16 protein-coding genes are annotated in these 19,100 nt (G+C 72.7%); 6 read left to right on the forward strand and 10 right to left on the reverse strand.

Going from position 1 to position 19,100, the window contains the following annotated elements; genetic code table 11:
• Window positions 1–96, forward strand: a 96-nt coding sequence (locus tag ABD671_RS20185; protein WP_344735316.1) for a hypothetical protein, incomplete at its 5' end; no start/stop codon positions are given.
• Here the strand turns inward: ABD671_RS20185 and ABD671_RS20190 are convergent.
• Window positions 80–3,316, reverse strand: coding sequence for a M36 family metallopeptidase (locus ABD671_RS20190; RefSeq protein ID WP_344735281.1), 3,237 nt, complete (start codon window positions 3,314–3,316; stop codon window positions 80–82). The genes ABD671_RS20185 and ABD671_RS20190 overlap by 17 nt on opposite strands.
• Before the next feature lie 179 nt (window positions 3,317–3,495).
• Here ABD671_RS20190 and ABD671_RS20195 point away from each other — a divergent pair, with 179 nt between their 5' ends.
• The gene (locus ABD671_RS20195; protein ID WP_344735282.1) at window positions 3,496–5,016 is read left to right on the forward strand and encodes an ATP-dependent DNA ligase; all 1,521 of its coding nucleotides are present in this window, start codon (window positions 3,496–3,498) and stop codon (window positions 5,014–5,016) included.
• Between the two features lie 19 nt (window positions 5,017–5,035).
• On the opposite strand, the gene ABD671_RS20200 is transcribed toward ABD671_RS20195, so the two are convergent.
• Window positions 5,036–5,212 (reverse strand): hypothetical protein, encoded by a 177-nt coding sequence (locus ABD671_RS20200; protein WP_344735283.1) that lies wholly within the window; start codon window positions 5,210–5,212, stop codon window positions 5,036–5,038.
• Window positions 5,213–5,349: 137 nt separating this feature from the next.
• Window positions 5,350–5,688, reverse strand: a complete 339-nt coding sequence (locus tag ABD671_RS20205) for a hypothetical protein (protein ID WP_344735284.1) — start codon at window positions 5,686–5,688, stop codon at window positions 5,350–5,352.
• A 92-nt stretch (window positions 5,689–5,780) separates the two neighbouring features.
• On the opposite strand from ABD671_RS20205, the gene ABD671_RS20210 reads away from it, so the two are divergent.
• Window positions 5,781–6,488 (forward strand): TetR/AcrR family transcriptional regulator, encoded by a 708-nt coding sequence (locus ABD671_RS20210; protein ID WP_344735285.1) that lies wholly within the window; start codon window positions 5,781–5,783, stop codon window positions 6,486–6,488.
• Window positions 6,489–6,676: 188 nt separating this feature from the next.
• Here ABD671_RS20210 and ABD671_RS20215 read toward each other — a convergent pair whose 3' ends face one another.
• On the reverse strand, window positions 6,677–7,960 hold the full coding sequence (locus ABD671_RS20215; RefSeq protein ID WP_344735286.1) for an acetyl-CoA C-acetyltransferase: 1,284 nt from the start codon (window positions 7,958–7,960) through the stop codon (window positions 6,677–6,679).
• Between the two features lie 132 nt (window positions 7,961–8,092).
• On the opposite strand from ABD671_RS20215, the gene ABD671_RS20220 reads away from it, so the two are divergent.
• Both ABD671_RS20220 and ABD671_RS20225 read left to right on the forward strand, forming a co-directional pair.
• Window positions 8,093–9,427, forward strand: coding sequence for a 3-oxoacyl-ACP reductase (locus ABD671_RS20220; RefSeq protein WP_344735288.1), 1,335 nt, complete (start codon window positions 8,093–8,095; stop codon window positions 9,425–9,427).
• Window position 9,428: 1 nt separating this feature from the next.
• Complete coding sequence (locus ABD671_RS20225; RefSeq protein WP_344735317.1) at window positions 9,429–10,307, forward strand: MaoC/PaaZ C-terminal domain-containing protein; 879 nt, start codon at window positions 9,429–9,431, stop codon at window positions 10,305–10,307.
• A gap of 382 nt (window positions 10,308–10,689) precedes the next feature.
• Here the strand turns inward: ABD671_RS20225 and ABD671_RS20230 are convergent, their stop codons facing one another.
• From ABD671_RS20230 to ABD671_RS20255, 6 genes are all read right to left on the reverse strand, one after another.
• Window positions 10,690–11,583 carry an acyl-CoA thioesterase gene (locus ABD671_RS20230; RefSeq protein WP_344735289.1) on the reverse strand — a complete coding sequence of 298 codons (894 nt, stop codon included), beginning with the start codon at window positions 11,581–11,583 and terminating at the stop codon, window positions 10,690–10,692.
• Window positions 11,580–12,455: an acyl-CoA thioesterase gene (locus ABD671_RS20235; protein ID WP_344735290.1), complete on the reverse strand. Its 876-nt coding sequence runs from the start codon at window positions 12,453–12,455 to the stop codon at window positions 11,580–11,582. The genes ABD671_RS20230 and ABD671_RS20235 overlap by 4 nt, the downstream gene beginning before the upstream one ends.
• A 3-nt stretch (window positions 12,456–12,458) precedes the next feature.
• Window positions 12,459–13,409 carry a PAC2 family protein gene (locus tag ABD671_RS20240; protein WP_344735291.1) on the reverse strand — a complete coding sequence of 317 codons (951 nt, stop codon included), beginning with the start codon at window positions 13,407–13,409 and terminating at the stop codon, window positions 12,459–12,461.
• 162 nt (window positions 13,410–13,571) lie between these two features.
• Window positions 13,572–14,996 (reverse strand): hypothetical protein, encoded by a 1,425-nt coding sequence (locus tag ABD671_RS20245; protein ID WP_344735292.1) that lies wholly within the window; start codon window positions 14,994–14,996, stop codon window positions 13,572–13,574.
• Entirely contained in the window at window positions 14,983–16,962 is a 1,980-nt protein-coding gene (dxs, locus tag ABD671_RS20250; protein ID WP_344735293.1) for a 1-deoxy-D-xylulose-5-phosphate synthase, read from the reverse strand. Before dxs ends, ABD671_RS20245 begins: the two co-directional genes overlap by 14 nt.
• A 10-nt stretch (window positions 16,963–16,972) precedes the next feature.
• Window positions 16,973–17,926: an SMP-30/gluconolactonase/LRE family protein gene (locus ABD671_RS20255; protein ID WP_344735294.1), complete on the reverse strand. Its 954-nt coding sequence runs from the start codon at window positions 17,924–17,926 to the stop codon at window positions 16,973–16,975.
• A gap of 78 nt (window positions 17,927–18,004) precedes the next feature.
• On the opposite strand from ABD671_RS20255, the gene ABD671_RS20260 reads away from it, so the two are divergent.
• Window positions 18,005–19,090, forward strand: coding sequence for a glycosyl hydrolase family 18 protein (locus ABD671_RS20260; RefSeq protein ID WP_344735295.1), 1,086 nt, complete (start codon window positions 18,005–18,007; stop codon window positions 19,088–19,090).
• Window positions 19,091–19,100 lie beyond the last annotated feature (10 nt).

Raw genomic sequence — 19,100 nt, forward strand, 5'->3', positions numbered from 1 at the left:
CCCCGAGAGGGTCGTGCGTTGGCGGCCGCCGCGACATGGGAGCGCGCTGCGCGTGCGCATCTCGACTTCTACGAGACGATCACTGCGGGTCGGTGATGGTGATCGAGTAGGTCGCCCCGGCGCCGTACATCAGCAGGAACCCGACGTACGCGGCACCGGCCGGCACGACGGCCGACTCGCCGTCGAGGATGAACCCGCCGCCGGCGATCGCCGTGCAGGACTCGTCGTAGAACCACACCTGGAACTCGCCGATCGGCACGTCGGCCTTGAGCGTGGCCAGGTGCTGTCCGTCGCCGTAGCCCGTCGGCACCTCGTTGAACGAAGCGTCGACGCCGTTGGCCGAGGGCAGACCGGGGCAGCTCCAGCTGAGCTCGGTCACGCCGGGACGGTAGGGGTCGAGGCCGAGCAGCGAGGCCTGGGCGATGTTGCCGACCGCGACGTCGCCGGAGACGGTCTTCGGCTTGTCGGGCTTGGGCGCCTTCGGCGTCACGCCACGGGTCGAGCCGAAGGCCTGCACCTCGGCCACGATCGCGGTACCGGCGTTGGTCGCACCGTCACCGAAGGTCTTGAGCGGCGTGACCCGCACGAATGACGCCGAGACCGGCTTCGCCAGCTTCAGGGTCTGCAGGTTCAGGTCGGGTGCGGTCGGACGCGGGCCGGTGAAGGAGAAGCTCGCGACCTTCGCGACCGTCCAGCGCTTGCCGTCGGTGGAGGTCTCGACCTTCACCTGCTTGGCCGCCGCGAACCGCGGCGCCGTCGTCGGCTTGTAGACGCTGACACCGAGGGTGTCGATGCTCGAGCGCTGGCCGAGCTTGACGACCACCGAGGCGGGCTTGCCGTCGTTGTAGGGCGCGCCGGCGTCGGCGGTGCGCCACGAGGTGGCCTCGGTGTCGTCGAGGATCGCGGACGCCGGGGTGGCGGCCTGCTCGCTGGTGGCCTTCACGACCGTGGCACCGGTCTGGGTGGAGAGCACGTTGGGGCGCAGGGCGACCCGGACGACGCGGTCGCCGGTGACCCGCAGGGTCTCGTGCTGGATGCCGAAGCCCGCCGCCTGGAAGGTGAGGAGGTGCGTGCCCTTCACGAAGGGAGCCTTGGCGATACCGGCCTTGTTCGTGGTCGCGACCGGGGTCGCCCGGGCCTCGAACTCCCCGCCCAGGACGCGGATGCCCTTGATCGGCTTGCCGGTGGAGGCGTTGACGACCTTGAAGGTGATGCGGCCGTTGTCGGACTTGGTGGGCACGTCGAAGCCGGGCACCGGCTCGGTGTCGGTCTCGCCGGCGGTCTTGGCCGAGACGCCCATGCCGCGGTTGGCGAACGCCTGCCACACCTCGTCGAGGTAGGTCTTGCCGTAGCGCACCTCGGCGGCCTTCACGATGCCGTCGCGGGCGTCGAGCATCGAGGGACCCTGCGGGGTCAGCGGCATGCCGTCGGTGATGATGTGCTCGGCGATGTCGCTGGCCTTGGCCTGGTTGCCGCCCACGGCCCGCAGGATGTTGCGGCGCAGCTCCCACAGGGTCGCCGTCCACAGCTCGCCGTCGGCGTGCACCTCGGGACCGGTGAGGTCGTAGCCGTACTCGCCGTAGGTGAGCGGGTTCTCGTCGTAGTTCCAGTTGCGGATGCCGCGGTGCTTGTCGCCGACGTACGCGGCGACGACAGCGGTGCGCGAGAGGCCCTCACGGTAGAGGTGGTTCATGGCGTACCAGTCGCTCCAGCCCTCGCCCATGGCGCCGGCCTGGGTCGAGCCGAGCGACCCGAGGCCGCCACCGCCGACGTAGCGGTTGGAGAGGCCGTGGGTGTACTCGTGCTGGATGATCGTGGCGTCGAAGTCGCCGTCACGCGGCTTGCCCTCGAACGCGTCGTCCACCGGCTCCCACAGGTACATGTTGGTGAAGCCGGGGATGCCGTCGGGCAGCGTGAGCATGTTGGCGTTGTTGCGGCCCAGGGCGATCACCGCGGCGGTGAGGTTGAGCGCGCCGGACTGGGCACCGCCGATGATCGGGTCGCCGCCCAGCGGCGAGGAGCCGCCGCCGTTGTTGAGCAGCTGGAAGTTGCCGGCGTCCTCGGTGAAGCCGAACTCGTAGTACTCGTCGTGGATGCGGTTGTGGTGCCAGAACAGGTTCGTGGACGCCGCGTCGGCGTCCTCGACGAAGGAGCCGGTCGCGCCGTCCGAGGTGCGCCAGGCGTCGGGGAACCCGAACTGGAACGACGAGGTCGGGGAGATCGTGCGGTTGTACTGGTCGGCGGCGACCAGCGGCACGGTCCAGGCCTTGGCGGCGTCCGCGTTGTTGCCGAGCAGCGTGACGCCCGGCAGGCCGAGCAGGCCGGTCGGGTCGACGTAGCCGCCCGGGGACGACTCGGTCGGGCCGAAGCTGCGCACGACCTGCTTGCCGCCCTTCGCGGCGCCGGGGTAGTTCTCGAAGACGCTGCCGTCGGACTCGAACTGCACCAGCGACTTGCGCAGCAGCGGCCGGCCGGTGGCGGCGTCGACGATGGTGGCGTAGGCCGAGTCGGGGCCGAGGATGCTCAGCACCGCGTAGGCCGCGCGACCGCCGGATGGCGTCGGGAAGGCGACCTTGCGCACGTACTGGTCGGCGCCGAGCACGCCGCCGCCGAAGACCTGGTAGCCGCCGGCGACATCGCCGGTCGCCTTCGCGACGAACCCGGTGAGGGTGGGCACCAGGCCCTTGATGACGCCGCTGAGGGCCTCGGCCGGGGTGATGTCGAACGAACCGGTGAGCCGAGAGCTGCGCACGGGGTCGCCAGCGTAGTGGACGACGCGACCGGACCTGTCGACGAGCACCGTGAGGATGGCGCCGTAGCCGGAGACGACGCTGCCGAAGGTCTGGCTGAAGCTGACCACGGTGGCCCCGATGTCCGGGAGCTCGTGGTCGCGGATGAGGGCGAGACGGCTGATGTCGGCCGAGCGCAGCCCGAAGGCGGCCGCGTGGGTGCGCAGCCAGGCGCGGGCGATCGTCGCCGGGGCGGCGTCCGAGCGACCGCTGAGCGCGCCGCCGGGGATGGTGATCATGCGCGGGGTGCCGGTCGCGTTCCAGGTCACCTGCGCACCGCGGAAGGCAGCGACCGCGCGCCGCTGCAGCGCGGTCGGCGCCAGACGCGGGAGCGTCGCGCGGCTGTCGAAGGCCAGATCGGCGATGACGTCGCCGGCGGGCAGCACGGCCTGCGCGGCGGCTGCCGTGTAGGGGTTCTGGGGGCGTGCGGCGTCGTGTCCGACGGCCTGCGCGAGGGTCTGGAAGGACGGCACGGCCATCACCGAGAGAGCGGTGGCCGCGACGAGGGAGCGTCGCAGAGGGGTCACAGGATCCTTGCCTTGTCAGGGGTCCGAGGGGAGTCGGCCGCGTCGTGGGCGGCTCGGTGCAGACAACGCGCGACCTGAGGCGGAGTCACGGATCTGCTGAGAATCCGATGAATGTCCGATGAACGTCATCGGCCCGTAGCACCGCCGAAACGTCGGCGGCCCCTGGCACGCTGGACGTCGTGCTCCTCGCCGATCTCGTCTCCTGCTCCGCCACCGTCGCGGCCACCCGCGCCCGCACGCAGAAGGTCGCCGCCCTCGCCCCGGTGCTCGCGGCCGCGGCCGCGGAGGGGCCCGAGATCCTCGCGATCGCGACCTCCTACCTCGGCGGTTCGCTGCGGCAGCGCCGCACCGGCCTTGGCTGGCGCTCGCTCGTCGACCTCCCGGCGCCTGGCGCTGACACATCGCTCACGGTGGCCGAGGTCGATGCCGCCTTCGCCGCCATGGCCGACCTCGCCGGCCCCGGCTCGGCCGGCGCCCGGGCGGCCGCGGTCGCCGACCTCTTCGGTCGCGCCACCGAGGCCGAGCAGGCCTGGTTGCGGGGCCTCGCCACCGGCGAGGTGCGCCAGGGCGCGCTCGACGCCCTGGTGCAGGAGGCGCTGGCCAGGGCCGCCGACGTGCCGCTGACCGCCGTCCGACGCGCGGCGATGCTGGCCGGCTCGACCGTCGCGGTCGCTCCCCTCGCCTTCGAGGGGCAGGCCGCGCTCGACGCCGTCGGGCTCACCGTCGGGCGCCCGGTGCTGCCGATGCTCGCCGGTTCGGCGTCCTCGGTGGCCGAGGCGGTCGCCACGGCGGGTCGTGAGCATGCGGAGGTCGCGGTCGACACCAAGCTCGACGGCATCCGCATCCAGGTGCATCGCGACGGCGACGACGTCCGCATCGCCACCCGCTCCCTCGACGACATCACCACCCGCTTGCCCGAGGTGGTCGCGCTGGTGCGATCGCTGCCCGCCACCCGGCTGGTGCTCGACGGCGAGGCGCTCGCCCTCGACGACGACGGGCGCCCGCGCGCCTTCCAGGACACCGCCTCGCGCACCGCCCAGGCCGATGGCGTCGCGGTGACCCCGTTCTTCTTCGACCTGCTGCACCTCGACGGCCGCGACCTGCTCGACTCCCCCGGCCATGAACGGCTGGCGGCCCTCGACACCCTCGTGCCCGAGCAGCACCGCGTACCGCGCCTCGTCACCGCCGACCCCGAGGCCGCCGAGGAGTTCGCCCGCGCCGCCGTCGCCGCGGGCCACGAGGGCGTCGTCGTGAAGAACCTGGCCGCCCCGTACGAGGCCGGACGCCGCGGCTCGGGCTGGATCAAGGTCAAGCCCGTGCACACCCTCGACCTCGTCGTGCTCGGCGTCGAGTGGGGCTCCGGACGCCGTCGCGGCCTGCTCTCCAACATCCACCTCGGCGCCCGCGACGCGGCCACCGGCGGGTTCGTGATGGTGGGCAAGACGTTCAAGGGGATGACCGACGCGATGCTGGCCTGGCAGACCGAACGCTTCCTCGAACTCGAGACCCACCGCGAGGGCCACGTCGTGTTCGTCCGGCCCGAGCAGGTCGTCGAGATCGCCCTCGACGGCGTCCAACGCTCCACCCGCTACCCCGGCGGCGTCGCCCTGCGGTTCGCCCGCGTCGTCCGGTACCGGGAGGACAAATCGGCCGACGAGGCCGACACCGTCGACGCCGTCCGGGCTCTGGGCGCCTCCTGACGCCCGCGCGCGGGCAGCGTCAGCGACGCTCGGACCAGCTCCGCCATCCCACCGCGACGCCGATCCCGATCAGCGTGAAGGCGATGGCGATCGGCCCGGAGGTGGCCGCGACGAGGAGGAGCAGCGGCACACCGAGCAGCAGGCCGATGAGGTAGCCGGCCGCCCGGGAGCCCTCTCGGTGCCGCGGGACCGCCATGCCCATCACCCTAGGGACCGCGGCAGTTCGCCGGTACGCGCGAACCGCAGTGGACTAGCGTGCTCCCATGCTGGGCATCGGAGCGTTGGAGTTCGTGATCCTGATCGTCGTGGTCGCTGCGCTCGTGATCGCCGCCTTCATCGTGGGTCGCCGGACCCGCTGACGCGCCCCCAGATCGCGGCGACGACGTCGAGCAGCACCGCCAGCGGCCAGCCCACCACGAACGCCGCGGCGGAGGCCAGCACGCCCCCGATGGTGGCGAGCGTCGGCAGGTTGACCAGGACGACGAGCTCCCCGAGCGTCGCCCACCACGAGCCGTCGTCAGCACCGAGCGGCAGCACGCCGTCCCGGTGCAGGCGGACCACGAGCCACACGCCGACGACAAGCCCAGCGATGCCCCCGAGGAAGCCCGCGAGGTTGAGCAGGGAGCCGAGCAGGCCGCGCGACCAGGCGCGCGGTGCCGGCTGGATTCCCACGGCGGTAGCCTGCCAGGAGCGCGGAGCGCCCCGCGGCTCGAATCCGTCACAGATGTGCAACTGAGAGTTACATCAGGCGTACCATCGACCCCATGACGACGGCACCCCAGCCCAAGATCGACGGCCGCCGCTCCGCCGCCGCCGCGCGGCGCCGAGCCCGCGAGCAGGAGATCATCGGCGCCACCCGCGCGCTCTTCGACGAGCGCGGCGTGCGCGACGCCCAGATCGAGGACATCGCCAAGGCCGTCGGCATCAACCGAGCGATCGTCTACCGGCACTTCACCGGCAAGGAGGAGCTCTTCGCCCTCACCCTGGTCGGCTACCTCGAGGAGCTGCGCGGCGACCTCAACGCCGCCGCCGAGCGCCCCGGCTCCGCGCGCGAGCGCCTGGCGATCATCGTCTCGGCCTTCGTCGACTACGCCCTGGCCCATCCGGCGTTCGTCGACTGCGCGCAGGCGCTGATGCGCCGCTCGGGTCCCGAACTGCTCGACGAGATCTCCGAGAGCGCCCTGTTCCGGCTCGGCCGCGGCATCTCCGGCTGCCTCACCGTGCTCTCGACCTGCATCGAGGACGGCGTCGCCACGGGCGAGTTCGCCGTCGAGGACCCCACCCTGCTCGCCAACACGCTCTACGCCAGCGGCCTGGGCGCCCTCCAGCTCGCCCGCGTCGGCATCCTGGTCAAGGAGGCCGCGCCCGGCATCCCCACGGTCGGGGAGATCTCCACCGACCAGGTGCGCAGCTACCTCGTCGACTCCGCGCTGGCCCTCGCGAGCGCGCGCCAGGGCCAGCCCAGCGCCTGAGCCGCAGCTACCCTGGCATCACGCCGCCGGGCCACCGGCGGCCTCGGCGGGGCGCCGTCCGCGGTCGTCCTCGCCCAGCCCCGCAATGCCGACGGCGGCCGGCCGCTGGTCTCCCAGCAGCCGGCCGCCGTCGTGCGTGAGGCCTGGCTCTGACGCGTCTCAGAGCTCCGCCATAGGTCCGTCGGACGTCAGGGGCGCTCGAGGATGGCGGTCACACCCTGACCGCCGGCGGCGCACACGGAGATGACCGCGCGGCCCGAGCCCTTCTCGGCCAGCAGCTTCGCGGCGTTGGCCACGATGCGCGCACCGGTGGCCGCGAACGGGTGGCCGGCGCCGAGCGAGGAGCCCTTGACGTTGAGCTTGCTGCGGTCGATCGAGCCCAGCGGGGCGTCGAGGCCGAGGCGCTCCTTGCAGAACACCGGGTCCTCCCACGCCTTGAGGGTGGAGAGCACCTGCGAGGCGAAGGCCTCGTGGATCTCGTAGAAGTCGAAGTCCTGCAGGGTCAGGCCCTCGCGCTCGAGCATGCGCGCCATCGCGTAGGCCGGCGCCATGAGCAGGCCCTCACCCTCGTGGAGGTAGTCGACGGCGGCGGTCTCGTAGGCGGTGAAGTAGGCCAGGATCGGCAGGCCGCGCTCCTTGGCCCACTCCTCGCTGGCCAGCAGGACGACGGAGGCGCCGTCGGTCAGCGGGGTCGAGTTGCCGGCGGTCATGGTGGCGGCCTCGCCCTTGCCGAAGACCGGCTTGAGCTTGGCGAGCTTCTCGACCGAGGAGTCCGGGCGCAGGTTGTTGTCGCGCTCGACGCCGCGGAACGGGGTGATCAGGTCGTCCTGCCAGCCCTCCTCGTATGCCTTGCCGAGGTTCTGGTGGGACGCCGCGGCCAGCTCGTCCTGGGCCTCGCGGGTGATCTGCCACTCCAGCGCGGTCAGCGCCTGGTGGTCGCCCATCGACAGGCCGGTGCGGGGCTCGCCGTTGGAGGGGATGGCCAGGCCGATGTCGCCGGGGCGGATCGAGGCGAGGATCGCGAGGCGGTCCTTGGTGGTCTTGGCGTTGTTGAGCTTGATGAGCTTCTTGCGCAGCTTCTCCGAGATCGCGATCGGGGCGTCGGAGGTGGTGTCGGAACCACCGGCGATGCCGACGTCGATCTGGCCGAGGGCGATCTTGTTGGCGATGTAGATCGCGGCCTGCAGGCCGGTGCCGCACGCCTGCTGGAGGTCGACGGCCGGGCTGGTCGGGGCCAGCTTGGAACCGAGCACGGTCTCGCGGGCGAGGTTGAAGTCGCGCGAGTGCTTGAGGACGGCGCCGGCGGCGAACTCGCCGATGCGCTCCCCCTCGAGGCCGAACCGCTCGACGAGACCGTCGAGGGCGGCGGTGAGCATCTCCTGGTTGGAGGCGGTGCTGTAGACGGAGTTCGACCGGGCGAAGGGAATGCGGTTCCCTCCGATCACGGCCACGCGGCGGGTGGTGGTCTGCATGGCACCATCATTACTGACGAGTAGCCTTACCTGACAAGCCACTGAGGGCCACATCACGAAATGTGGACTCGGAGTTACACCTGCGTTTACATGTTCCCGCCCGCCACATCGATCCGGAGGACAGATCACCCCATGAGCGACAAGTACCAGGCCTTCACCGCCTCGCCGATCGGCAAGATCCTGGTGAAGAACCTCGGCCTCCCCGCCCCGGTCGCGCTCGAGCGCTACACCGCCGGCGACCCGCTGGTGAAGGGCACCGTGCTCGTGGGCGGCCGCGGCCGCCTCGGCGAGTCCCTCCCCGGCCTGCTCGACGTCCTCGGCGTCGCCTCGACCACCGCGCCGTCCGACGGCGAGAAGTACAAGGGCCTCGTCTTCGACGCCACCGGCATCAGCACCGTCGAGGAGCTCGTCGAGCTCCAGGCGTTCTTCACCCCGGTGCTGCGCAGCCTCTCGACGTGCGCGCGCGTCGTCGTGATCGGCACTCCCCCGGCCCAGCTCAAGGGCAGCGCGCGCATCGCGCAGCGCGCCCTCGAGGGCTTCACCCGCAGCCTCGGCAAGGAGATCGGCAAGGGCGGCACGGTGCAGCTGGTCTACGTGGCCGACGGCTACGAGGACTCCCTGCTCTCCACCCTCGCCTTCCTGCTCTCGCCGAAGTCGGCGTACGTCTCGGGCCAGGTCGTGCGCATCGGCACCCAGAAGGAGAAGCACGGCGCCGAGGTGTCCGACTGGACCCAGCCGCTGGCCGGCAAGGTCGCCTTCGTCACCGGCGCCAGCCGCGGCATCGGCGAGGAGATCGCCCGCGTGCTGCACCGTGACGGCGCCACCGTCGTCGGCCTCGACGTGCCGCAGGCCGCCAGCGACCTGCAGCGCGTCATGAAGGAGATCGACGGCGACTGGCTGACCCTCGACATCACCGCCAAGGACGCCCCGCAGCGCATCGCCCAGCACCTCAAGGACAAGCACGGCGGCGTCGACATCGTCGTCCACAACGCGGGCGTCACGATGGACAAGAAGCTCGCCAACCAGAACCCCGAGCGCTTCGGCAAGGTGCTGCAGATCAACCTCGAGGCGCCCGAGCGGATCACCGCCGAGCTGCTCTCGCAGAAGGTCATCAACGCCAACGGCCGCATCGTCGGCGTCGCCTCGATCGCCGGCATCGCGGGCAACCTCGGCCAGACCTCCTACGCCGCCTCCAAGGCCGGCGTCATCGGCTTCGTCGACTCCCTCGCCGGCAGCCTCAAGGACGGCATCACCATCAACGCCGTCGCGCCCGGCTTCATCATCACCGCGATGACCGCGGCCGTGCCCTTCGCCACCCGCGAGGTCGGCCAGCGTCTCAACGCGATGTCGCAGGGCGGCCTGCCCGTCGACGTCGCCGAGACCATCGCCTGGTACGCCAACCCGGCGTCCTCGGCGGTCAACGGCAACGTGGTCCGCGTGTGCGGCCAGATGATGCTGGGTGCCTGAGATGGCCGTGGAGACCAAGACCTGGAGCGGCGGCGGGGGTGCCTCGACGCTGCTGAAAGCGGCGCTGCCCTCGCTGCCGGTCGTCGGGCAGCTGCCCGGCGTCAAGAAGGCGTCGCCGAAGGGCTTCGAGGGCCTGGCGTTCACCCGCCCGACCGTCACGGTCGAGCGGGCGCACGTCGACGCCTACGCCCGCGTGTGCGGCTTCCCGACCAAGGACGTCGTCCCGCTGCCGTACCCCCACATGCTGGCGTTCCCGCTGCACATGGCGATCATGACCGACCCGGCCTTCCCGGCCCCGGCCATCGGCACCGTGCACCTGGAGAACTCCATCACCGGCCACCGGCCGATCCGCGTCGGCGAGGCGCTCGACGTCTCGGCGCGCGTGGGCGCTCCGCTCCCCCACCCCAAGGGCACGATCTTCGAGTTCGTGACCGAGGTGCACGCGGGCGGCGAGCTGGTGTGGGAGTCGACCTCGACCTACCTGCGTCGCGGACGCGGTGACGAGAACGCCTCGGGCGGTTCGGTCTTCCCCGACGCCGACCCGACCGGCATCGTGTGGAAGCTGCCCGCCGACCTCGGCCGCACCTACGCCGGGGTCTCGGGCGACGCGAACCCGATCCACCTCTACCCGCTCACCGCCAAGGCGCTCGGCTTCGACCGCCAGATCGCCCACGGCATGTGGACGATGGCGCGCTGCGTGGCCGCCCTGGAGAACCGGCTCCCGGGCGCGGTGAAGGTCGACGTGGCCTTCAAGAAGCCGGTCTTCCTGCCCGGCTCGGTGGCCTTCGGCTGCCGGGTGCTCGACGACGGCTTCGCGTTCTCGCTCTCCAACCCGCGCAACGGTGCCCCGCACCTGGCGGGTCGCACCTGGGCGCTCTAGCCCTCCCGACGCCGTCCCGGGCTGCCGCCTCGTCGGCGACCGGACGGCGTCCCTCCACCCCCTGATGCCGGGCCGGGTTCCTCCTCTGGAGCCCGGCCCGTCGTCGTTGCGGCGTCGCGCGTGCCGGTTGGTCAGGTGAGTCTGCGGGTGGGCGTACGAAACTTAGGCTGACCAACGACAGAGTCACCGGCCGCCCGGTGACTCCTGCCATTGGTCAGGCAAGACTTCCGTCACGAACCGACAGACTCAGCTGACCAATCCCATGAGCCGGGTCCCACCCGCACCAGTGGTCACAGCGGACAGGCGGAACTGCCCGGAATCGGGCCACCCGGGCCGGATTCCGGCTGGTTTCCCCGGCCGGCCGGGGAAACTGGCCCCCGGCCTACGGCAGCTCGTACCCCCGCGGCGGCCGGATGAGCCCCTCCTGGGCGACCGTCGCCACGAGGACGCCGTCGCGGGAGAAGACCCGGCCGAGGGAGAGGCCGCGGGCGCCGCTGGCGGACGGCGACCACTGGTCGTAGAGCCACCACTCGTCGGCGCGGAAGGGGCGGTGGAACCAGATGGTGTGGTCGAGACTGGCCATCTGCGCCTGGTGGGCGGGGATCGGGTGCGCCGCGAGCGAGGCGCCGAGCAGCGAGATGTCGCTGGCGTAGGTGAAGGCGGCGGTGTGCTCGAGCGGGTCGTCGGAGAGCCGCCCGGCCACGCGCAGCCACATCTGCGCCCGTGAGGGACGGGCGTCGTCGACGGGCAGGCCGTGCTTGGAGTTGCCGACCCAGCGGCCGTCGAGGGCGGCCCACTCGCGGCCGAGCTGGTCGGCCTCGGTGTTGCCGCGCGACTTCATCAGCGCGATGAAGTCCAGTCCGTCCTCGGGCGCCGCGGCCGGCGGCATGGCGTCCTGGTGGTCGAAACCGGCCTCCTCGCGCTGGAAGCTCGCGGTGAGGTAGTAGATCGGCTTGCCGTGCTGGCGCGCGGCCACCCGCCGGGTCGCGAACGAGCGGCCGTCGCGGATGCGCTCGACGTCGTAGACGATCGGCAGCTTCGGGTCACCGGCGAGCAGGAAGTAGGAGTGCAACGAGTGCACGTGGAAGCCGGGGTCGACCGTGCGGACGCCGGCCACCAGCGCCTGCGCCGCGACGTGGCCGCCGTAGACGCGCGACCGTCCGGTGTCGAGCGTCTGACCTCGGAACAGGTCGACGTCGATGGTCTCCAGATCGAGCAGCCCGACGAGCTCGTCGACGGCGTCCTGACCCGACAGCGGGCCGGCGACCTCGGTCATGCGTCCTCCCCGGAATCCTCGGAAGGGGCGTCGAGCGGTCGCAGCAACGCCTCCTGGGCCACCGAGGCCACCAGGACGCCGTCGCGGCTGAACACCCGTGCCGTCACCAGCCCGCGGGCCCCGCTAGCGACCGGCGACACCTGGTCGTAGAGCAACCACTCGTCGGCGCGCAACGGGTGGTGGAACCACACCGTGTGGTCGAGGGAGGCCACCAGCGTGTGCGGCCCGCCGAGCCGCAGCCCGTGCGGGGCGAGCGCCGCGCCCATCACAGTCATGTCGGAGAGCCAGGTGAACGCGGCGGTGTGCAGCAGCGGCGGACCGTCGGGCAGCTGACCGGCCACCTTGAGCCAGAACCGCTGGCGCCCGGGCCGCTCCGGGTCGGGCGGCAGCAGGTCGTGGGAGCTGCCGATGTAGCGGAAGTCGACGGCGTCCCACTCGTTGAACTCCCCGTCACGGCCGCGGATGAGCGCCTGGGGGTCGATGCAGTCCTCGGGAGCGGGCACCTCGGGCATGAGGTCCTGGTGGTCGCGACCGGGCTCGGGACGGTGGAAGTCGGCGGTGAGGGCGAAGATCGGGCGTCCGTGCTGGCGGGCGAGCACCCGCCGGGTCGCGAAGGAGCGCCCGTCGCGCAGCCGCTCGACGTCGTAGACGATGCGCGCCTTGGTGTCGCCGGGCTGGAGGAAGTAGGAGTGCAGCGAGTGGACGACGTAGGAGTCGTCCACCGTGCGGTCGGCCGCGACCAGCGCCTGGGCGGCCACCTGGCCGCCGAAGACCCGCACGAGGTTCGAGGGTTGCTGGCTGCCGCGGAAGAGGTTGTCGTCGATGGTCTCGAGGTCGAGCAGGTCGAGCAGCTCGTCGGCGTCACGGGGCACGGGTCAGTCCTGGGTCTCGTCGTCGCCCTCGAGGCCGGCGAGGAACCGCTCGAACTCCTTGCCGATCTCCTCGCCGGTCGGCAGCGGCTGGTCGTCGGCGAGCAGGTTGCCGCCGCTGGCCTCGGCGCGCTCGAAGGCGTCGTACTGGCGTTCCAGGGCCGCGACGACGTCGGCGACCTCGGGGTTGGCCACGAGGTACTCGGCGATCTCGACGGCGCGGTCCTCGGCCTCAGCCCGCAGGCCGGACAGGTCGATGGTGAGCCGCCCCGCCAGCTCGACCTGCTCGAGCAGGGCTGCGGAGGCCGCCGGGTAGTCGAGCTGGGCGAGGTAGTGCGGGATGTGCGCGACGAAGCCCATCGCGTCGTGCCCCCACTCGCCGAGCCGCACCTCCAGCAGCGCCTGCGCGCTGGAGGGGATGCGCAGCTCGCCGCGCCACAGGCTCGGCGCGGTCAGCAGCTCGGGGTTGTTGGCGTGGTGGGTGATCGCGATGGGCCGCGTGTGCGGCACCGCCATCGGCACCGACCCCATGCCGACGACACGGGTGACGCCGAAGCGCTCGATCACGGTGCGGACGGCGGAGGCGAAGGCCTCCCAGCGCACGTCGGGCTCGGGGCCGTGGAGCAGCAGGTACGGCGTGCCGCCGAGGTCGCGCAGCAGCCGGACGACGAGCCGCGGCGCGTCGTAGTTGCCGTAGTGGTCCTGCAGGAAGCTCATCGCGGGCCGACGGGCGCGGTAGTCGTGCAGCTCGTCGACGTCGAAGGTCGCCACGATGCGGCCGGCGCCGTCGACACCACGCGACTCGGCGAGGTCGACGAGGTGCTGGGCCGCGCGCGCCGAGGCGTTGCCGGCGTCGAGGAACCCGTCGAGCACGAGCACCATCGTCAGGTGGCCGCCCTCGACGGCGTCGAGTTCGGGCACGTCGTCGACGATGTGCACGAGGCGATGGGTACTCAACCGCGGGACCTTCCTGGCTGCACGGGCGGGGGCACTCCTGCGAGCGCGGGACGGACTCACGATATTCCAGCGGTGCCCCACCCCGGTGCCGGGACGCCGCGCGCGCCGATCGGCGTCGCGTGGGTCACAGTGACGGGCTGCCGGTGCCGGTACTCGCGATCGTCAGCCGACGACGCCCGGGCCCGCGGTCGCGGACGCCGACGGGTCGGCGGACGGGTCGAGGGACGGGTCGGGCTCGGGGGTGGCCGACGGCTCGCTCGGCTCGGGGGCCGGCAGGTACTGCGGGGCGTAGATGCTCAGCAGCAGCCGGTCGGCGCTGCGCACGAGCCGCGTGGCCGAGACGCCCAGCTGGTCGCGCACGACGGCGGCACCGGCGTCCTCGGGCGGCGTGTCGCCGAGGGCGAAGGTGTCGAGGAGGCTCCACAGCCGGCTCTCGCCGTCGGTGCGGGCGATCTGCTCGCACACGAACCAGGCGAGCGCGTAGTTGGCGACGACGTCGGTGGTGTTGAACTCGGCGTCGGTGGGCAGCGAGCGCGGCGTGGTGCGCAGGGTCTCGAGTGCGCTGCGCGGCACCCGGCGCTGCTGCGGGCGCAGCGCCCGGGTCGAGACGTACTCGGCGAGCCCCTCCTGCAGCCAGCGCGGCGCGGCGTCGTCGTGAGTGCCGATCGCGACGTGGGTGAGCTCGTGGCGCACGAGCCGGTCGAGGGTGAGGTCGTCGGCGGCGAGGGCGTCGGTGCCGAGCACGATGCGAGTCGAGGCGATGCGCTCGGAGTCGACGCCGGCGCGCACCTCGAAGGCCACGCCCGCCAGCAGCCCGGTGTCGGCGGAGACCGGCGCGACCGCCTGGAGGAACGCCGGGTCGGTGACCGCGTAGACCACGACCTGCCGCGTCCAGTCGTAGGGCACGACGAGGGACACCTCGGAGATGCCCCGCTCGACCGCGGAGAGCACCCGGTCGGCGGAGGCCACCGTGCGGTCGTCGAAGACGCCGAGCACCCCGCCCTGCTCGCGGATCTGGACGGCGCCGGCGTCCCAGGGTTCGGTGACCACGCCGTTGCGCGCCTCCCAGGCGGCGTCGGTGGTCGAGGCGATGCGGAACCGGCCGGGGCGCCCCGCGATCGGGGTGAAGAGGTAGCGGTCGCGGGTGGTGACCGGCATGGCGTCGTACCCGTCGAGCTGCATCCGCACCTCGACCACGGCCCAGTACGACTCCCCCTCCAGGACGACGTCGGCCGGACGCACGGTCAGTCGCAGATCACTCACCGGGAGCTGCTCGATGGAGGAGAAGGAGGCCAGCTGCGTGCGCCGGAACGAGCGGTCGCCGCCGAGGGTCGCCGCGAACCGCGCGCGGTCGCCGGTGCGCAGCGCGCGGGCCCGCTTGTCGAGCACGGCTTGGATGCCGGTGACGGCGTCCGGCGGCGCGGCCGCGGGGCTCGACGGTGCGGGTGCGTCGTCGCCGAAGAGGCCGCACGAACTCAGCCCGAGGGCGAGCACGAGGCCGAGCAGGAGGGCCCGCGGGATGGCCGAGAACCGCCCCGAGGCGGACGCCGTGGAGCGGCGTCCGACGCAGGAGCTAGCGCGGGTCACGCCGAGCGCGTGCGGCGATCGTGCCGGCATCGTCGGCCGTGGCGTCATCGGCGGCGACCTGCTCCGGGGCGACGGCCTCGACCGCCGGGGCCGGGACGCCGGAGGCCGAGGCGATGTCCTCGACGACGCCGCGGGCGATCGCCTGGGCCGAGAGGCCGACGCGCTCGAGGATCACCGCGCGCTTGGCGTGACCGAGGAACTCCTGCGGGATCGCGTGCAGGCGGAACGGGGTGCGCACGCCGGCGGCGGCGAGGGTCTGGAGCAGCACGGCGCCGCAGCCGCCGGTCTCGCCGTTGTCCTCGATGCTGACGACGAGGCGGTGCTCGGCGGCCATCGTGATCAGCGCCGGGTTGACCGGCTTGACCCAGCGCGGGTCGACGACGGTGACGCCGATGCCCTGGTCCTGCAGGCGGGCGGCCACCTCGACGCCGGTGGAGGCCATCGCCCCGACCGCCACGATGAGGACGTCGCGCGGGCCGGTGCGCACCAGCACGTCGACGCCGTCGACGTGGTCGACCGGCTCGATCGGCGCCGGCGGCGGCCCCTTCGGGAAGCGCACCACGGTGGGGGCGTCGGCCACCTCGACGGCCTCGTCGAGGAGCTCGCGCAACCGGACGGCGTCGCGCGGCGCGGCCAGGCGCAGCCCGGGTACGACCTGGAGAATCGACATGTCCCACATGCCGTTGTGGCTGGCGCCGTCGTCGCCGGTGACCCCCGAGCGGTCGAGCACGAACGTGACGCCGCACTTGTGCAGCGCGACGTCCATGAGCACCTGGTCGAAGGCGCGGTTGAGGAAGGTGGCGTAGACGGCGACCACCGGGTGCAGCCCGCCGAGCGCGAGCCCGGCCGCCGACGTCGCGGCATGCTGCTCGGCGATGCCGACGTCGAAGGTGCGCTCGGGGAAGGCGCGCTCGAAGTGGTGCAGGCCGACGGGGTGCATCATCGCGGCGGTGATCGCGACGACGTCCTGGCGCCGCTGACCGATGCGCACGATGTGCTCGGCGAAGACGTCGGTCCAGATCTCGCCCTTGGGCCGCTCCTCGCCGGTCTCGACATCGAAGGGCCCGGGCGAGTGGAACTGGTCGGCCTCGTGCTGCTCGGCGGCGTCGTACCCGAAGCCCTTGCGGGTGATGGCGTGCACGATGACGGGGCCGTTGAAGCGCTTGGCCTGCGTGAGGGCGTGCTCCATCGCCTCGCGATCGTGGCCGTCGACCGGGCCGACGTACTTCAGGCCGAGGTCCTCGAAGAGACCCTGGGGGGCGAGGGCGTCCTTGATGCCCTTCTTCATCGCGTGCAGCGCGTCGTAGGCGGTGGGGCCGACGCCGGGGACGGCGTTGAGTCGGCGCTTGACCTGGTCGAGCACCTGCTCGTAGCGCGGGTTGGTGCGCAGGCCGGCGAGCGCGGTGGCCAGACCGCCGATGGTCGGGGTGTAGGAGCGCCCGTTGTCGTTGACCACGATGACCAGGCGGGAGTCCTTGGCCACGGCGATGTTGTTCAGCGCCTCCCAGGCCATGCCGCCGGTCAGCGCGCCGTCGCCGATGACGGCGACGACGTGGCGGTTCTCACCGCGGATGCGGTAGGCCTTCGCCAGGCCGTCGGCGTAGCTGAGCGCGGTGGAGGCGTGGGAGTTCTCCACGATGTCGTGGGCCGACTCCTCCTGGCTCGGGTAGCCCGAGAGGCCGCCCTCCTGCCGCAGGCCGTCGAAGGCGCCGGCGCGGCCGGTGAGGAGCTTGTGCACGTAGGACTGGTGCCCGGTGTCGAGCACGATGCGGTCGCGCGGGGAGTCGAAGACGCGGTGGATCGCCAGGGTCAGCTCGACGACGCCCAGGTTGGGGCCGAGGTGCCCGCCGGTGCGGGCGCAGGTGGTGACGAGGACGTCGCGGATCTCCGCGGCGAGGGTCGTCAGGTCGTCGTCGCTGAGGTCACGCAGATCGCGAGGACCGGTGATCGACGAAAGGAGCCCCATGACCGGGAGTCTACGGGGCGGGCACATCGAGGACGGCGACCCCCGGCTCCTCCAGGCTCCCGAGCCAGACGCGTCCCGCGTGCTCCCGGACGCCGGTGACCATGTGGTAGTCGGGCGTGTCGACGTCGAGGTCGTGCACCACCCGCCCGGTCACGTCGAAGGCCTGAACCCGCACCGTGCGCTTCGGCTTCGGCTGGAGCGTCTCGGGGATGCGGGTCACCTGCCGGCGCACCACGACCGGCGCCTTCTGCACCAGCTCGACGACGGGGTCGCGGGGGCTGGCGATGCTCACCCAGATGAGGCCGTCGCTCCCCCGCGCGATGTTGTCGGGGTAGCCGACCAGGTCGGTGGCCAGGAAATCGCGGGTACCGGCCCGCTCACCGGTGATCCACCAGCGCACGAGCGTGCGGGCGCCGGTCTCGGCGACGACGACGAAGGAGCCGTCGGCCGCGAGCGCGACGCCGTTGGCGAACGCGAGCCCGTCGAGGACGACGTGCACGGTGCCGTCGGTGTCGAGCCGCAGCAGTCGCCCGGTGCGGGTGACCTGCACGAAGTCGTCCTTCCACCGGTCGATGCCGTAGCGGGTCGAGGAGTCGGAGAACCACACGGTGCCGTCGTCGGCGATCGCGGCGTTGTTGCAGAAGACCATGCGGGTGCCCGCCACGCTGTCGAGCACCGCCTCGACGCCGCCGGTCGCGGGGTCGACCCGCAGCAGGCCGCGCCGGGCGTCGCAGACCAGCAGCCGGCCGTCGGGGTCGAGCTCGATGCCGAGCGGACGACCACCCGTGTCGGCCACCCGCTCGACCGACGCGCCGTCGTGGCCGACCCGCCAGATGCCGCCGTCGGCGGTGCCGGTGTAGACCGCGCCCTCGTGCGGTCCGCTGGGCACCACGACGACGTCCTCGGCGCCGTGGGCGGAGACGGGATGGACGCGGAAGCCGACCTCGGCGGCGGGTGTGGGCACGGCGCCCAGGGTGGCCCACCGACGCGCTCCTGGGAAGCACCCTCGCGGATTGTCGGTGCTCGGTGCCACGGTGGCTCCATGGACACCCCACCTCGGGCCCGTCGCCTGGCCCGCCTCGTCGGCCGCTACCTGCTGCCCGGCGCGATCGTCCTCGCCTCGCTGCTGCCGGCGCGTGCCTCGGCCCCGGCGTCGGCGGCAGCCACCGCCACCGCCGAGGCGCTGGCGCCCGTGCCGGCCGTCACCGGCTACGCCCTGGGCGGGCTCGGTGACGCCGTGCTCCGGCGCGACGCACCGCACCTGTCGACCGTCACGGTCGCGGGCGTGGCGATCGACGCCGCCGGACGCCGGGTCGCCGCACCCTCCGCCGACGTCACCCGGCTGCTGGCGAAGGCGCAGGCGGCGGGGCTGCGGGCCGAGTTGCTGCTCAGCAACTACAGCGACCGTCTGGGCGACTTCGACACCCGGGCCGTCGATCGGCTGCTCACCCATCCGAGCCGTATCGAGGGGGTGGCGAGCCAGCTCGCCGAGCACGCGGTCAGCCTGGGGGTCGACGGGGTGAACGTCGATCTCGAGGCGTTGCGCCCGCGCGACGCGGCCGGCCTGGTCGACCTGCTGGCGCGGTTGCGGGAGGCACTGCCGCAGGGCACCGCGATCAGCATCGACGTCAGCGCCCGAAGCTCGCGCAGCGCCTACGCCGAGGCCGGGTACGACCTCGCGGGCATCGCCTCGATCGTCGACGTGGTCCAGCTGATGACCTACGACCAGCACGGGCCCACATGGTCGGGGCCCGGCCCGATCGGAGCGCTCGCGTGGCAGCGGCGGTGCCTCGAGGCGGCGCTCGAGGACGTCCCGGCCGAGCGCCTCGACCTCGGCGTCGCCGGCTACGGCTACTCCTGGCCACGGCGCGGCACCGGGCGCTCGCTGAGCGTCGCCCGGGCGCGTGCGCTCGCGGAGGCGAGCGACCGTGGCGCCCGCTGGCACGACGACACGGCGGAGTGGTCGGCGCGCCTCGACGACGGCACCCGGCTGTGGTGGTCCGACGCCCGCTCCTACGAGGTGCGGCGCACCCTCGCCGCGCAGTTCGGGCTGCACGGTCTGGCCGTGTGGCGGCTCGGCTCAGCCGACCCGCTCACCGGTGACGCGGCGGGAGGCTCGACCGGCTGAACGACCGGCT

It is taken from the genome of Nocardioides fonticola (genome assembly GCF_039536805.1).
GTDB classification, from domain to species: Bacteria; Actinomycetota; Actinomycetes; order Propionibacteriales; family Nocardioidaceae; genus Nocardioides; species Nocardioides fonticola.